The 15,116-nt window shown below is 66.9% G+C and carries 15 protein-coding genes; 2 read left to right on the forward strand and 13 right to left on the reverse strand.

The window, feature by feature from the left end:
- The first annotated feature begins 67 nt into the window (after nt 1-67).
- Complete coding sequence (locus AXYL_RS13740) at nt 68-1,801, forward strand: methyl-accepting chemotaxis protein (protein WP_013393402.1); 1,734 nt, start codon at nt 68-70, stop codon at nt 1,799-1,801.
- A gap of 292 nt (nt 1,802-2,093) precedes the next feature.
- Nucleotides 2,094-3,689, forward strand: coding sequence for a PAS domain-containing methyl-accepting chemotaxis protein (locus AXYL_RS13745; protein ID WP_013393403.1), 1,596 nt, complete (start codon nt 2,094-2,096; stop codon nt 3,687-3,689).
- 60 nt (nt 3,690-3,749) lie between these two features.
- On the opposite strand, the gene fliR is transcribed toward AXYL_RS13745, so the two are convergent.
- From fliR to fliF, 13 genes are all read right to left on the reverse strand, one after another.
- Nucleotides 3,750-4,538, reverse strand: a complete 789-nt coding sequence (fliR, locus tag AXYL_RS13750) for a flagellar biosynthetic protein FliR (RefSeq protein ID WP_013393404.1) — start codon at nt 4,536-4,538, stop codon at nt 3,750-3,752.
- Nucleotides 4,539-4,572: 34 nt separating this feature from the next.
- Nucleotides 4,573-4,842: a flagellar biosynthesis protein FliQ gene (gene fliQ, locus AXYL_RS13755; protein WP_008163193.1), complete on the reverse strand. Its 270-nt coding sequence runs from the start codon at nt 4,840-4,842 to the stop codon at nt 4,573-4,575.
- Nucleotides 4,843-4,859: 17 nt separating this feature from the next.
- On the reverse strand, nt 4,860-5,651 hold the full coding sequence (gene fliP, locus AXYL_RS13760; RefSeq protein WP_013393405.1) for a flagellar type III secretion system pore protein FliP: 792 nt from the start codon (nt 5,649-5,651) through the stop codon (nt 4,860-4,862).
- Nucleotides 5,652-5,678: 27 nt separating this feature from the next.
- The gene (fliO, locus tag AXYL_RS13765) at nt 5,679-6,002 is read right to left on the reverse strand and encodes a flagellar biosynthetic protein FliO (RefSeq protein WP_013393406.1); all 324 of its coding nucleotides are present in this window, start codon (nt 6,000-6,002) and stop codon (nt 5,679-5,681) included.
- Nucleotides 6,003-6,012: 10 nt separating this feature from the next.
- Entirely contained in the window at nt 6,013-6,552 is a 540-nt protein-coding gene (gene fliN / locus AXYL_RS13770; protein ID WP_013393407.1) for a flagellar motor switch protein FliN, read from the reverse strand.
- Nucleotides 6,545-7,552: a flagellar motor switch protein FliM gene (fliM, locus tag AXYL_RS13775; protein WP_013393408.1), complete on the reverse strand. Its 1,008-nt coding sequence runs from the start codon at nt 7,550-7,552 to the stop codon at nt 6,545-6,547. The genes fliN and fliM overlap by 8 nt, the downstream gene beginning before the upstream one ends.
- A 2-nt stretch (nt 7,553-7,554) precedes the next feature.
- Nucleotides 7,555-8,181, reverse strand: coding sequence for a flagellar basal body-associated protein FliL (gene fliL / locus AXYL_RS13780; RefSeq protein WP_041653456.1), 627 nt, complete (start codon nt 8,179-8,181; stop codon nt 7,555-7,557).
- Between the two features lie 173 nt (nt 8,182-8,354).
- Nucleotides 8,355-9,734, reverse strand: a complete 1,380-nt coding sequence (locus AXYL_RS13785; RefSeq protein WP_013393410.1) for a flagellar hook-length control protein FliK — start codon at nt 9,732-9,734, stop codon at nt 8,355-8,357.
- Between the two features lie 24 nt (nt 9,735-9,758).
- Nucleotides 9,759-10,208: a flagellar export protein FliJ gene (gene fliJ / locus AXYL_RS13790; RefSeq protein WP_013393411.1), complete on the reverse strand. Its 450-nt coding sequence runs from the start codon at nt 10,206-10,208 to the stop codon at nt 9,759-9,761.
- A complete protein-coding gene (gene fliI / locus AXYL_RS13795; RefSeq protein ID WP_013393412.1) occupies nt 10,201-11,676 on the reverse strand; it encodes a flagellar protein export ATPase FliI in 1,476 nt (491 codons plus the stop codon). Before fliI ends, fliJ begins: the two co-directional genes overlap by 8 nt.
- Nucleotides 11,673-12,416, reverse strand: a complete 744-nt coding sequence (gene fliH, locus AXYL_RS13800) for a flagellar assembly protein FliH (protein ID WP_013393413.1) — start codon at nt 12,414-12,416, stop codon at nt 11,673-11,675. The genes fliI and fliH overlap by 4 nt, the downstream gene beginning before the upstream one ends.
- Complete coding sequence (gene fliG / locus AXYL_RS13805) at nt 12,409-13,419, reverse strand: flagellar motor switch protein FliG (protein ID WP_013393414.1); 1,011 nt, start codon at nt 13,417-13,419, stop codon at nt 12,409-12,411. The genes fliH and fliG overlap by 8 nt, the downstream gene beginning before the upstream one ends.
- On the reverse strand, nt 13,409-15,070 hold the full coding sequence (fliF, locus tag AXYL_RS13810) for a flagellar basal-body MS-ring/collar protein FliF (RefSeq protein ID WP_013393415.1): 1,662 nt from the start codon (nt 15,068-15,070) through the stop codon (nt 13,409-13,411). The genes fliG and fliF overlap by 11 nt, the downstream gene beginning before the upstream one ends.
- Nucleotides 15,071-15,116 lie beyond the last annotated feature (46 nt).

Consider the following 15,116-nt stretch of genomic DNA (forward strand, 5'->3'; position numbering starts at 1 on the left):
AACAAGGCATGTCGATCGGGTGGTTTTTCATTTGGTCAGAGTAGTTCCTGAGGGATGGGGAAATAATATGGAAGCGAGTCTCGAATCCGGTGCGAAATCCGGCAAGGTCGGAAAGAAGAAGGCCGCGCGCGCGCCCAAGGTGAAGCGCAAGCTGCGGTTGCGCGATGCCCGCGTCGGCACCATGTTGCTGTGGGTCATGGCGTTCTTCGCCGTGTTGATCGCGGCGGTGGGTGGTCTGGCCGCGTACTTCCTGCAGAGCAACTATGAGTCGATCCGCGAGGTCAATGCCTTGACCGAGCGTTCCAAGCAGGTCGAAGTGATCAACAGCGACATGCTGCGCGCGCGGGTTGCCCTGATGGTTGCCGCGCGCCACCTCCAGGAATCCGGCTGGGGCAGCGGAGAGAACTCGGCCCGCGACGCCGCCGCGGCCTTGAAGGGCGCCACGGATCTGCTGACCGGCGTGCGTAGCCGCTTCGCCGATTTCCAGAAGAACATGCTGCAGGATGACACCGGCCGTCAGCTGTCGATGAATCTGGTGCGCCGCTACCGCTCGTACATCGACGACGGCGTGGACACCATGGTCGAAGCTTTGCGCAGCGAAGACTATTCCACCTTCTATATGGTGAACAACGAGTACGGCACGCCCCGCAGCGCCGCCTTCATCGAGGCGCTCAGCGAGTTCGGCAAGTACATCGGCGACCAACAGCAAGCCACGATCGACGAGGCCGAAGCCAATTTCAACCTCGCCATGGTGGCAGTGGGCGTGGCCGTCGGCCTGGCGGTGCTGCTGATGATCCTGGCCCGCATCGTGTTCGGCCGCCTGGTGGTACGCCCCTTGGTGGAAGCCGGTCAGCATTTCGACAAGATTGCTGCGGGAGACCTGACCAGCCGAGTGGAGGTGCGTTCGCACAATGAGATCGGCCAGCTGTTCGCCGCACTCAAGCGCATGCAGGAAAGCTTGACCCGCACCGTGTCGGTAGTGCGCCGCGGCGTCGACGAGATTACGGTGGGTTCGCGTGAGATCTCTGCTGGTAACACCGACCTGTCCAGCCGCACGGAAGAACAGGCCGCCTCGCTGGAGGAAACTGCAGCCTCGATGGAAGAACTGGCTTCGACCGTGAAGCAGAACGCCGACAATGCGCGCCAGGCCAATCAGCTGGCGGCCAGCGCTTCGGACGTGGCCGAGCGCGGCGGTTCGGCGGTGTCGGAAGTGGTCAGCACGATGCAAGGCATTTCGGCCAGCTCGCGCAAGATTTCCGAGATCGTGTCGGTGATCGACGGCATCGCCTTCCAGACCAACATCCTGGCGCTGAACGCCGCGGTGGAAGCGGCGCGCGCAGGCGAGCAGGGCAAGGGCTTTGCGGTGGTGGCGGGCGAAGTGCGTTCGCTGGCGCAGCGCAGCGCCCAGGCGGCCAAGGAAATCAAGGGCCTGATCGAGGACTCGGTGACCAAGGTCGGCGCGGGTTCACAGCAGGTGGAACGCGCTGGCGCGACGATGCAGGAGATCGTGGCCTCGGTGAAGCGGGTGACCGACATCATGGGCGAGATCTCGGCGGCGTCGGAAGAGCAATCCAGCGGCATCGACCAGGTGAACCGCGCGGTGTCGCAGATGGACGAGGTGACGCAGCAGAACGCGGCGCTGGTGGAAGAGGCGGCCGCAGCCGCGGGTTCGCTGCAAGAGCAGGCGCAACGCCTGGCCGAAGCAGTGGCCGTGTTCAAGATCAACGCGGGCGAAGTCATCGAAGTTCCCGCACACCAACTGTCGGGTGGCTACGCCGCGCCGACGCTGACGCAGGCGTGACGCCAGCCTTTTGACGTCTGCAACAGGACCGCGGCCGCGCATCAGCGCGGCCGCGGTCCATGTGCTTTACGCCTTGGCGCGCGCAGAACTCGTGCGCACGTTAAGTTTTCGAAAATTTGGCCGTTAACAACAATAACGCCTGAAAAGGGCGGTGAACAGTGTTCGAAAATCGGGGCCGTGCCGGCCCGAATTTGACGAAGCTGGCGGGGGAACACGTCTATGCGGGGCGTCAGATCCGGTTTGCTCGCCGATATTCATTCGCTGCCCGACATGATGTACCCGGAGGCAAGCTGTGCGCGTCAACCTACCCGTCCACAATGTAGAAACCAAGCTGCGCGAGGATCAGTACTTGATCTCGCGCACGGATACGAAGGGCCGGATCGTCTATGCGAATCCGGCCTTTGTCGAAGTCAGCGGCTTCTCTCGAGAAGAGCTCATCGGCAAGCCGCACAACATCGTGCGCCATCCCGACATGCCGCCCGAAGCCTACGAAGATTTGTGGGAGACGCTGCAAGCGGGTGAATCGTGGCTGGGGCTGGTGAAGAACCGGCGCAAGGACGGCGGCTACTACTGGGTGCTGGCCAACGCGACGCCCATCGTCGAGAACGGCGAGGTCGTGGCGTACTCCTCGGTGCGGGTACGGCCGTCCGAGGAGCAGGTCGAAATGGCCGAGGACCTGTACGCCCGTATCCGTGAGGGTACGGCCCGGGGCGTGCGCATCCTGCGCGGGCGTCCGGTGCGCGCCGGTTGGCGCCGTGGCCTGGACGTGCTGACGTTCGCTTTCCGCAGCAATGTCCGTAGCCGCATGCTGCGCCATGCGCTGCTGTCTTCAGCCATCGTCGCCGGCGCAGGCTTTTATGGCCTGCGGACCAACTGGGCGGAACTGAGCACTTGGGGCGCAAGCGTCGGCTGCGCGGCCATCGCACTGGGCGTCATCGCCATCTTCGGCATGGGCTGGCGCTTGTCCCGGTCGCTGCTGGACCCCATGGTGGATGCCGCCAATATGGCGCGCCAGGTCGCAGCCGGCAACCTGACCACGCAGATCGTGGCGGATTCCGATGACGAGATCGGGAGCTTGAAGTTCTCGCTCGAAGTGATGCGCAAAAGCCTGATCGGGATTGCTCAGGACGTGTACCGCGGCATCGAAGGCACGACCCATGCCGCGGCGCATATCGCGCGCGGCAACCAGGAGCTGGCGGGCCGCACCGAAGGCCAGGCGGCGTCCTTGCAGCAGACTGCCGCCAGCATGGAACAGCTGACCTCCACGGTGCGGCAGAACGCCGACAATGCGCGCCAGGCCAACCAGCTTGCGGCCAGCAGCATGGAAGTGGCGCGCAAGGGCGGTGTGGCGGTGGGGCAGGTGGTGAACACCATGCACGGTATTTCGGACAGCTCGCGCAAGATCGCCGACATCGTCAGCATCATCGAGGGCATTGCCTTCCAGACCAATATCCTGGCTCTGAACGCGGCGGTCGAGGCGGCCCGCGCCGGGGAGTCCGGCAAGGGCTTCGCCGTGGTGGCGGGCGAGGTCCGCAGCCTGGCGCAGAAGAGCGCCCAGGCCGCCAAGGAGGTCAAGGGCCTGATCGAGGACTCGGTGGAGCGCGTGACCGAAGGCTCCCAGCAGGCCGAACAGGCGGGCGCGACGATGCAGGATATCGTAGCCGCCGTGCACCGCGTCACCGACATCATCGGCGAGATTTCCCAGGCGTCGCAGGAGCAGTCCAGCGGCATCGAACAGGTGGATACGGCGGTGTCGCAGATGGATGTGATGACGGTGCAGAACACCGCGCTGGTCCAGGACCTGGGCGGTGCCGTCATGCAGCTGGGCAGCCAGTCCGGCGCATTGCGCGAGACGATCCGCGTGTTCCGTCTTACAGGCCAGCAGTAAGGAGGCGGGGCGGTGCCATGCACCGCCTCGGCGTCCGGCGTCGGGCGTCAGCCGGGGCCTCTATTTACCCGCCAGCGCGTCGGCGACCCGGCTCATTGCGGTGAAGCCGGATTCGAACAGCGATTCCAGGAAAGGCCCCGCGTGAGGTAGCACGACAGTCAGAATCGTCACACCGATGATGAGCGTCACTGGAAAGCCGATCGAGAAAACGGACAGCTGTTGCGCCGCGCGATTCAGGATGCCCATGGCCAGGTTGATGGTCAGCAGCGCGCAGATCAGCGGCAACGCCAGCAGCAGGCCGGATATGAAGATGGTCTTGCCCCATTCCACCACGACGCCAAAGCCGTTCTGGTGTAGCTGAATCATGGCGACAGGCAAGGTATCGAAGGACCGTACCAGCGCGGCCAGGACCAGCAGATGGCCGTCCAGCGCCAGGAATGTCAGCATCGCAATGATGTTGAACAGGCGCGACAGCACCGCGGTATTGGCGCCGGAGCTCGGATCGAAGAAGGAAGCGAACGACAGGCCCATCTGCAGGCCCACGAACTCGCCGGCGGTCTGCACGGCGGCGAACACCAGGCGCATCGTGAAGCCCAGTGCAATGCCGATCAACACTTGCTGCATGACCATCCACAGTCCCGTAAACGAACCGGGCGCAATAGGAGGCACCGGATCCAGCGCGGGGCTGATCGCGACGGCCAGGACGAACGACAGCCCGATCTTGACCTTGATGGGAATCAGCGATTCGGAGAACAGCGGCGCGGTGCCCACGAGCGCCAGGATGCGCACGAACGGCCAGAGGAACTGGCCGATCCAGCCGTTGAGCTGCTCGAGCGTGAAGGCGATCATGGAGGGAGGCCCGGCGTCCGGCGGCGGTAGCCGCTCAGGAAACCAGCATGGGGATCTGGCCGATCAACTGCCGGATGTAGTCGACCATGACGCCTATGAGCCAGGGGCCGAGCAGCACCAGCACGCCGCACATGGCCAGCAGCTTCGGAATGAAGGACAGCGTCATTTCGTTGATCTGCGTGGCGGCCTGGAAGATGCTGATGACCAGACCCACCACCAGCGTCACGAGCAGCAGCGGTCCGGCCATCGCCAGGACGATCTTCATCGCCTGGTAGGTCATGGTCATGACGGTTTCTGCGGTCATGGCGATTCTCCTCCAGGTTATTGATAGAAGCTCTGGGCCAGCGAACCCATGAGCAGGTTCCAGCCGTCGGCCAGCACGAAGAGCATCAGCTTGAAGGGCAGCGCCACCGTCACCGGCGGCACCATCATCATGCCCAGCGCCATCAGCACGCTGGCGACGACCAGGTCGATGATGAGAAAGGGGATGAAGATGGTGAAGCCGATCTGAAACGCGGTCTTGAGTTCACTGGTGATGAAGGCCGGCACCAGGATGCGCAGGGGCACCTGCGAGGGGTCTTCCAGGGCAGGCTGCTTCGCCAGGTTGGCGAACAGCGACAGATCGTTTTCGCGTGTCTGGTGCAGCATGAAGGTGCGCAGCGGACCGGCCGCGCGTTCCACGGCGGCTTCGAACTGGATCGATCCCTCGGATAGCGGCTTATAGGCGTCGGTGTAGATCTTGTCGAACACCGGCGACATCGTATAGAAGGTCAGGAACAGCGCGAGGCCGATCAGCACGTGGTTGGGCGGCGACATGGCCGTGCCCATGGCGCTGCGCAGCAGGCCCAGCACGATGATGATGCGGGTGAATCCCGTCATCATCAGCAGCGCGGCGGGCAGGAACGACAGCGACGTCATCAGCAGCAGGGTCTGCATGCTGAGCGAATAGGTTTCGGACCCGTTAGGCCCCGGCGTGGCGGTCAACGCAGGCAAGGTGGCCTGCGCGACGACCCCTGCGGGAAACAGGGCCAGGCCCAGCAGGGCCGCGGCGCCGAGCAGGTGCAGCGCGCCTGGCCGGGCGCGGGCGGGTGTCGTGCTAGTGGGCAAACTCATGGGTATCGCTTGGAGGGCGCGGCAGCGCTAGCGGCGCTTGAGCGCCTGGCCCAGCTTGGCTGCGAAGGCGGCGGCGGGCAAGGTCGAAGCCTCCGGCAATTGGCCGGCGGGCAGGGTGTGCAGGGTGTTGAGCTGGTTCGGGCCGACGCCCACCACCAGCCAGGTGTTCTCGACTTCCACCACCACGATGCTCTGGCGCGGACCGACCGGCAGGCTGGCTACCTGCCGCAGCAGATTGCCGCCGCCGCGCGGGGTCAGCCCCGCGCGGCGCGCCAGCCAGGCCGAAACCAGGATGGCGGCCACCACCAGGATGAGGCCGATGATGACGCGCAGGAGGGCGGAGTCGTCCATGACGCCAGGATCAGCGGCGGTTGTTCAAGCGGTTGATCCGCTCGGACGGCGTGATGATGTCGGTCAGGCGGATGCCGTACTTGTCTTCCACGACCACGACTTCGCCCTGGGCGATCAGGTAGCCGTTGACGAAGATGTCCATCGGCTCGCCGGCCAGGCCGTCCAGCTCGACCACGGAGCCCTGGCCCAGTTGGAGCAGGTTCTTGATGGTCAGGCGGGTGCGCCCCAGCTCGACCGTCAGCTGGACGGGCACGTCCATGATCAGGTCGATGTCGGCGCCGGCGCCGCTAGCGGCGCCAGCCAGCGGCTTGAACACGGATTGCGCCGCCGATTGCGCGGCGGGTGCGGCCGGAGCGGGAGTCGGCGCGGCAGCGGGCGGGGCAGCGGGCGCTGCCGTGGCGGTCTGCTCGGCCATCGCGGCGGCCCAGTCGTCCTGGGGCTTCAGGCCGTCGGCTTGGGTAGGAGGATTGGCGCGGGATTGTTCGGCGAGCGCGTCGGCCCAGTCGTCGGCCGGGGACGAGCCGGTACCGGGCTCGTTCTTGTCAGTCATGGTCAGAGGCCTCGTTGGATTCTGTATCGTGGGTAAACATGTTCTGTACGCGCAGGGCGTACTGGCCGTTGAAGACGCCATAGCCGCATTCCATCAGCGGCACGCCGTCGACGCTGGCGACTATGGTTTCGGGCACGGTCACGGGCAGGACGTCGCCTACCTTCAGGCGCATCAGTTCGCGGATCGACGAGGGGATGCGGGCAAACTCCGCCACCACGTCGATATCGGCGCTGCGCACCTGGCGCGACAATTGCTGCGCCCAGCGCTGGTCCACTTCCTCGAGCGTGGTTTCCTGCAGCGGGCGCGTCAGCAGATCGCGCACCGGCTCGATCATGGAGTAGGGCAGGCAGATGTTCAGGTCGCCGCCGGTCGCGCCGAATTCGATGTGGAAGGAGGTGACGACCACCACTTCATTGTTGCCGGTGATGCTGGCGAACTTGGTGTGCATCTCCGAGCGCACGTACTCGAATTCGATCGGGTAGACGGGGTCCCAGGACTTGCCGTAGCTTTCCAGGGTCAGGTTGAGCAGGCGCCGGATGATGCGCTGTTCGGTCGTGGTGAAGTCGCGGCCTTCGACACGCGTGTGGTAGCGGCCATCGCCGCCGAACAGGCTGTCGATGACCAGGAACACCAGGTTCGGGTCATAGGTGAAGAGCGCCGTGCCGCGCAGGGGTTTCATCTGAATCATGTTCAGATTGCTCGGCACCGGCAGGTTGCGCTCGAAGTCCGCGTATTTCTGGATCTTGATCGAACCCACCGTGATATCGGCGCTGCGACGCATGAAGTTCAGCAGCACGTGGCGCATCTGGCGAGCGAAGCGCTCGTTGATGAGCTCCAGCGTCTGCATGCGGCGCCGCACGACGCGCTCGGGCGAACTCAGGTCGTAGGCGCGGGCGCCGGCGCTCTGGTCCGTGGCGGTTGTTTTGCTGTCGCTTTCGCCGGTGACGCCCGCCAATAGCGCATCAACCTCGTCCTGCGAAAGAAATGCCTCGTAGGCCATGCTTATTGCACCACGAACGCCGTGTACAGCACGTCGGTGACGTACTGGCCGTCCGGCAGGGGCGAGAAGGGGCGATTGACGGCCTGCTTGATGGCGTTGGCCATGTCGGTCTTGCCTTGCTGCGTCTGCACGCCGGTGGGCGATTGCGACGACAGCACCATCAGGATGCGGCTGCGCACTTCAGGCATGTACTTTTCGAGACGCGTGCGGGTCTGCTCGTCGCTCACGCGCAGAGTCAGGCCCACGTGCATGATGCGTTCCGTGTCCGGGTTTTGCAGCGTGACGGTGAAAGGCTCGATCGGCACGAAGATCGGAGCGGGCACGGCGATCGGGCTGGCCGGCGGCGCGACGAAGGTCGTCGGGGTGCCCTGCGGGCCTTGAGCGGGTTGGCCCGGTTGGCCGGGTTGGCCAGGTTCGCCGGCTGGCACCTGGCCGACGCCGAGTTGCACGTTTGCGCTGCTTTGCGGCTGCATGCGCTGGGTGATGAACCAGGTTGCGCCGGCGCTGGCCGCGGCCACGATGAGCAGCACCAGAATCGCCAGCAGGGGGCGAAGAATACGGCCCATGCCGCCAGAGCGGGAAGAAGGCGCGCCGCGCGCAGGCATGGGTGAAGGTTTGGAAGTCGCCATCTCGGTGTCGATGCGTGTTTTGCCGCTGATGAAAACGGGTTCTTAGTGGATGAAAGCATTCTGCCCCAAATGCCGCCTCGGCTTGGAGGCGAAAAACAGGGCGAAAGCCGCGTATCTCAAGCTATTGCTGCGCCGCCCGCAGCCATGGCCGCGAGCGGTGGTGCGCTTGTTTGTCAGGCGAAGGTGTCCACCAGCGCATTGGCGTTGCGCGCGACCGTCACTGCGGCGGGCGCTTCTGCCACGCTGTCGGCGCCTGTCTGGCCGCCGCCGGCATGGCGTTGCGAGCCGTTGCCGCCCTGTTGCGCGAACTCCTGTTGGGCGGCTTGTTCGCCCACGCTGGTCTGGCCCAGCGAGATGCCGGCCTGGGCCAGCGCCTGTTGCAGTTGCGGGAGGGCGGTTTCGATGGCTTGGCGCACCGAGGCGTGGGCCGACACGAACGACGCGCTGGCCACGCCGTCCGTCAGGTTCAGGCTGACGCGCAGCGGACCCAGATCGGGCGGATCGAGGCGCAGTTCGGCAGTCTGCATGCCCTGGCGCGCGCCGTGGCTCATCATGACGACCTGTTGGCCAAGCTCGGTGCCCCAATGAGTGCCGCCAACCGGGGTGGCGACCTGCAGCACGACCGGCACGACGGGGGCGGCGATGGCGGTCTGGTTGGTAATCGGCGCGGCAGGCTGGCGTTGGGTGGTGGCGGCCAGCGCCTGGGCCAGGTGGTCCTGGGCGGAGCCGCCATGCTGGGGCGCCTGGAACTGTTGTTCGGCGCTGACCAGCGCCTGCGGCGACGCGTCGTCGGCGTCCTCGGGCAAGGCGGCGTGGCCGGGTTCGGCGCGCGCATCGCGGGCGGGACGAGGCAGCGCGACCTCCGCGGCGAGTCGCGGCGCTTCGGTCTTGACCGGCGCGGCGGCGGCCGGGGCGCGGACCGGCGCTTGCGTGGCGGCGGGGGCGTCGGTGCCGGGCTTGACTGCCGCAGTGATGACCGGCACGGCGATTTCGGCGTCGCGCGCGGCAAGCGCGGCGGCGGCCTCGGCCTGCGGGGCGGTGAGGGCGCCAGCGCCCGCAGCCGTAGCGGCCTGCGTCGCGGGCGCGACGTCGGCGGCATTCAGGGCGGCAGTGAGGACGGCGGCGCCGCTGCTCATCGCGGCGGCGGCCGCGACGGCGTTGCCGCGCGCGAGCTGTACTTGTTCGGCGGCCTGGGTTGCGATCTCCAGGGCTTGCTGCGGCAGGATGACGGCCGGTTGCGTTGCGGCGACTGCCAGCGCGCCAGCTTCGGCCTGCGTGGCGGTCTGCACGGCCTGGTCGATGGCGCTGGCGGCGGCGCCTTCAGCGCGGGCGGCGGGGTCGCCGGAATTCTGGCTGTCGGCAGGCGTTTTGGCGCCGTTCCTGGCCGGGCGCGCGTCGGCGGCCTGGTTCGGCCGCTGTTGTGCGGGGCGCTGCTGAGCCAGCACGTCGGAGAAACTGGGACCCTTTTTGTTTACGGGCGCGGCCTTGGCGCCAAGCGCGTCGGCGATCGAGGGCGGCGCAGCGGGCGCGATCGAGGGCAGGGGAGCGTTCATCTGGGGCTTCCTGTGAGGTATTGCTTAATGCATGCCGGTCTGGCGTTGGACCAGGCGGGCGGAGTATTCGTCATTGGCGCGTTGTTCGCGGCGCGATTCGACCACCGCTTGGGCGCGCAACTCGCGCTGCGCCAGGGCGTCGTACGAGTTGAGCTTGCGCTTTTCCTGTTGCCAGTACAGCCGGCCCTTCGCGAGGTTGTCGTCCGCTTGGCGCAGCACGCCTTGTTGCTGGCTGATGGCGTCGTCCAGCGTGCTGATGAAGCGCTGATAGTTATGGCAATCGCTGGCCGACATGCCGCTGGTCATGGCCTGCTGCAGCCGCTCCAGGTAGTCCTGGCGGTAGTCGTGCAGCATGGACAATTGGCGCTCGGCGTTGGTGCGTTCGGCGCCGAGCCTGCCGAGCAGGCGCGCGGCTTCGTCCGTGCTTTCCTTGGCCAGGTTGATCAGCATGTCCAAAGGCAATTGGCTAGGCATAAGCGTCCCTCAATTCGAAACTGGCGCGCAACTGGCTGACGGCGGCTTCGTAGCCGACGTTTTCGCCGATGTCTTGCTGCAGAAAGGCTTCCAGGCGCGGATAACGGGCGATGGCCTCGTCCAGCTGCGGATCGTTGCCGGCGGCGTAGGCGCCCACCGCAATCAGGTCGCGGTTGCGCTGGAAGCGCGACAGGCTTTGCTTGAAGCGGCGCACCACGGCGAACTGCTCGGGTGTGATCAGCGAGGTCATGGCGCGCGAGATCGACGCTTCGATGTCGATGGCGGGGTAATGGCCCGCTTCGGCCAGGTGGCGCGACAGCACGACGTGGCCGTCCAGGATGGCGCGGGCCGAATCGGCAATCGGATCCTGCTGGTCGTCGCCTTCGGCCAGCACGGTGTAGAACGCGGTGATCGAGCCGGCCTTGCCGGAGGCCCCAGGCGCGCCCATGCCGGCGCGTTCGACCAGCATCGGCAGTTTGGCGAAGACCGAGGGCGGATAGCCTTTGGTGGCGGGCGGCTCGCCGATCGCCAGGGCGATTTCGCGCTGCGCCATGGCATAGCGGGTCAGCGAGTCCATGATCAGGAGCACGTCCAGGCCCTGATCGCGGAAGTGCTCGGCCAGGCGCGTGGCATAGGCCGCGCCTTGCAGGCGCAGCAGCGCCGACACGTCGGCCGGCGCGGCCACCACCACCGAGCGCGCCAGGCCTTCGGGGCCGAGGTTGTGTTCGATGAATTCCTTGACTTCGCGGCCGCGTTCGCCAATCAGTCCGACCACGATGACGTCGGCCTTGGTATAGCGGGCCATCATGCCCAGCAGCACGCTCTTGCCGACGCCGGAGCCGGCGAACAGGCCCATGCGCTGGCCGCGGCCGACCGTGAGCAGGCCGTTGATGGCGCGCACACCCGTGTCCAGCACCGTGTCGATGGGCGCGCGCGACAGCGGGTTGATCGGCTGGGCGGACAGGGGCGCCAGTTCGGCGCCCGTGAGCGGACCCAGCCCGTCCAGCGGCCGGCCGGCGCCATCCAGCACCCGGCCCAGCAAGGCGTTGCCCACGGGCAGGTGGCGGCCCAGCTGCGGCTTGGCGTTGCCGTTCAGTTCGGCCTTGCGCGGCAGCGGGATCTGGCGCTGGACGGGAGGCTCGCCAGGCACGACGCGCGCGCCGGGCGGCAAGCCGGAAATGTCGGCTTGCGGCATCAGATACAGGGTGTGGCCGTCGAAGCCGACGACTTCGGCGTCCGCCCAATGGTCGTGGCCGCGGGCGATTTCAATGCGGGCCGCCGCTCCTACCGGCAGGCGCAGGCCGGTCGCGTGCAGCACCAGGCCGGTGGCGCGCGTGATCTTGCCGCTGACCAGCCAGGGGTCGGTCGAGGCGGCGCGGATCGAGCCGATCTGCAGCTGGGTCTGCCAGCGGTCGATGACCGGCACGGCAGTCGCGGCCGGCTGGCCGGGGACCGGATTGGCGCTCACGCCGGCTCCTCCCAGGACACGTTGCGGCCCAGCGAGGCCGCGACCCGGCGCCAGCGCGTCTGCAAGGTGGCGTCGATGTCGCCGTAGGGCGTTTCAGCACGGCAGCCGCCGCGCGAGATCGACTCATCGGCGAGGACGCGCCAATGGCCTTCCTTGAGTTCGTCCGCCAGGTGCAGCCGGATCAGTTCGATGTCTTCGGGGTTGGCCCACAAGCGCATCTGGCCGCCGGCGGTGGGATTGATGTGCAGCACTTCGCGCACGGCGCTGACCACGGTGTCCGGCTGCTCGGCGAGCGTGGTGCGCACGACCTGCTGGGCGATGTCCAGCGCCAGGGTCAGCAGGCCCTGGCCCATTTTTTCTTCGAGCGAGCCGAGGGACGCGGCGCAGGCCTCAACCAGCGCGTGCAGGCGCTGCGCTTCCGCGGCGCCTTGCTCGCGGGCCTGGTTGAGGCCTTCGGCGTAGCCTTGCTCGCGGCCAGCGGCCAGGCCGGCTTCGTATCCCGCCTGTTGACCGGCTTCCAGGCCGGTGGCATGGCCCAGGGCATGGCCTTCGTCGCGGCCTTCGGCGAGCGCCTGGGCACGCAGTTGGGCCATTACCACCTCGGGGTCCGGACCCGGATCGGGTTCGGGCTCGGGCTCCGGCTCGACGACTGCGGGCTGGTCGAACGACAGCATCTGCCAGCGCCGCCAGGCGGCGCTGCGCGAGATGAGCGCCGTGGCGCCGCTGTCCACTTCAGACATACGCGTCGTCCCCCTGGTTGCCCAGGACGATCTGGCCGCTTTCCGCCAGGCGGCGCGCGATCTGCAGGATCTTCTTCTGTTCGGCCTCGACCTTGGACATGCGGATCGGGCCCTGCGCGTCCAGGTCTTCGCGCAGCATTTCGGCGGCGCGGCTGGACATGTTGCGCAGGAACTTGGCGCGCAGCTCTTCCTGGGCGCCCTTGAGCGCGACCATGAGCGTGTCGTTGTCGATTTCCTTGAGGATGAGCTGGATGGCGCGATCCTCGACGTCGAGCAGGTTGTCGAAGACGAACATCTCGTCGATGATCTTCTGCGCCAAATCGCTGTCGCGCTCGCGCAGGCTTGCGACCACGGTTTCTTCCTCGGCCGAGTTCATCATGTTCAGGATCTCGGCCGCGGTGCGCACGCCGCCCATCTTGCTGCGCTTTGCGCCCTGGCCGGCCAGCACCGAGTTCAGGACTTCGGTGAGCTCGGACAGCGCGGCGGGCTGCACACCGCCGAAAGTGGCGATACGCAACATCACGTCGTTGCGCAGGCGGTCCGTCAGCAACGCCAGCACGCCGGCGGCGCGGTCGCGCTCCAGGTGCACCAGGATGGTCGCGATGATCTGCGGGTGTTCGTCGCCGATCAGTTCGGCCACGGTGTTCGGATCCAGCCAGTTGAGTGCGTCGATGCCGCTGCCGCCTTCGCCGGCTTCCAGGATGTCTTCGATCAGGCCGGCGGCGCGGTCGCTGCCCAGCGCCTTGGTCAGGACGGTGCGAATGTAGTCGTCGGAACCCAGCGTGACGGCCATGAACTGGTCGGCTTCCTGGCGGAATTCTTCCAGCACCACGGCCACGTCGGCGCGCGTGACCTGTTTCAGGCTGGCCATGGCGGCGCCGACCTGCTGCACTTCACGGGCGCCGAGGTACTTGAAGACCTCGGCCGCGGCGTCCTCGCCCAGCGACATCATCAGAACGGCGCTGCGCGTCATGCCGTCCAGCGGAGTGGAATCATTTTTCATCTTTGCTCATCCAGGTGCGCAGAACCATCGCAACGGCGCGCGGATCCTTGTTGGCCATCGTGCGGGCCCGTTCCAGGTTGTCCTGGTAGCGGTCCACTTCCTTGGCGCGGGCCGCGTCCTGGGCCTCGCGCGCCGCTTCGACGCGCTCGGCTTCAGCCTGTTCCGGATCGACCGGCGGGTACAGGTAGTCGCCCACCGTGCGGCGCAGCAGGCGGTACAGCCACAGCGCCAGCACACCACCGACCAGCCAGGCCAGGATCGTCTTGAACAGCGAGATCATTTCCGGATCGCGCCACATCGGCACCGGCGGCGGGCCGTCGTTGAATTGGCTGTTGACCAGGTTGAGCGAGTCGCCGCGGGGCTCGGAGTAACCCATGGCTTCACGCACCAGATTGGTCAGCTTGTTCAGTTCTTCAGGCGGCAGGGGCTGCAGTTCGCCGTCCTTGTCGCGCATGTAGTTGACGACCACGGCCACCGACAGACGCTTGAGGTTGCCCACCGGCTGCTTGATGTGGCTGATGGTGCGGTCCACTTCATAGTTGGTGGTGGCGTCGCGGCGTTCGTTCAGGTTGCCGGTGGCGGCTTGCGTGCTGGTCTGCTGCTGGGCGTTGGCGGGTTGCTGCGGCTGCCCGGGGCGGGGCGGCTGCGGTTGCGGCGGGTTGGCGATCGGGGCCTGCGGATTGGCCGGTGCCTGGTTCGACAACGCGCCGGGCACGCCCTGGGCGGCGTTGACGCCGCGCTGGGAGGAGTCGCTGGTCTGTTGGCTGCGCACGGCGGCCTGGCCGGGTTCCTGGTTCGGGCGGTAGACCTCGGAGGTTTCTTCGCGGCGGGCGAAGTCGACGTCGGCGCTGGCCTGGGCGTGGACGTTGCCCGGGCCCACCAGCGGATTGAGGATGGTGAGGATGCGCTCGACCGTGCGCTGTTCCATTTCGCGCACGAAGCGCATCTGGTCGGCGTCCATGCCGCGGCCTTCGCCCATCGGCGCCGACAGCAGGCGGCCGTTCTGGTCGACGATGGACACGTTTTCGGCGGTGAGTTCGGGGACGCTCGAGGCGACCAGCCAGGAGATCGCGGAGACCTGCGCATCGCTCAGGCTGCGGCCGGGATGCATGTTCAGCAGCACCGAGGCGGTGGGCGCCTGGCGCTCGCGCACGAACAGCGACTGGCGCGGCATGGCCAGGTGCACCCGGGCATGCTGCACGGTGTGCATGGCTTCGATCGAACGCGCCAGCTCGCCTTCAAGGCCGCGCTGATAATTGATCTGTTCCGTGAACTGGCTGGCGCCGAAGCGGGCGTTGTCCATCAGTTCGAAGCCGACGGAGCCGCCGCGCGGCAGACCCTGGGACGCCAGCTGCAGGCGGGCATCGTACACGCGGTCGGCCGGAACCAGCACGGCGGTGCCGGTTTCGTTGTAGCGGTAGGGCACGTTCATCGTCCCCAGCGCCGCCACGATGGCGCCGCCATCGCGGTCGTCCAGGTTCGAGAACAGCACCTTGTACTTGGGTTCGCTGCTCCACATCGCCACGGCGACGATGACCGCAACGAGCGCCGCCGCCGCGCCCAGCAGAATGGGCTTGGGTAGCGCGCGCACCTTCTCCAGCGCGGGGAATTTCGTCAGCAGCGACGAACTCAGGGTGGCCTGCTGGTTCATTGGCGGCCCCCGCTGGCCACGCGGAGCTGGAGATGGGACTTCATGT

This window comes from Achromobacter xylosoxidans A8, from assembly GCF_000165835.1.
Lineage (GTDB): Bacteria > Pseudomonadota > Gammaproteobacteria > Burkholderiales > Burkholderiaceae_B > Achromobacter > Achromobacter xylosoxidans_B.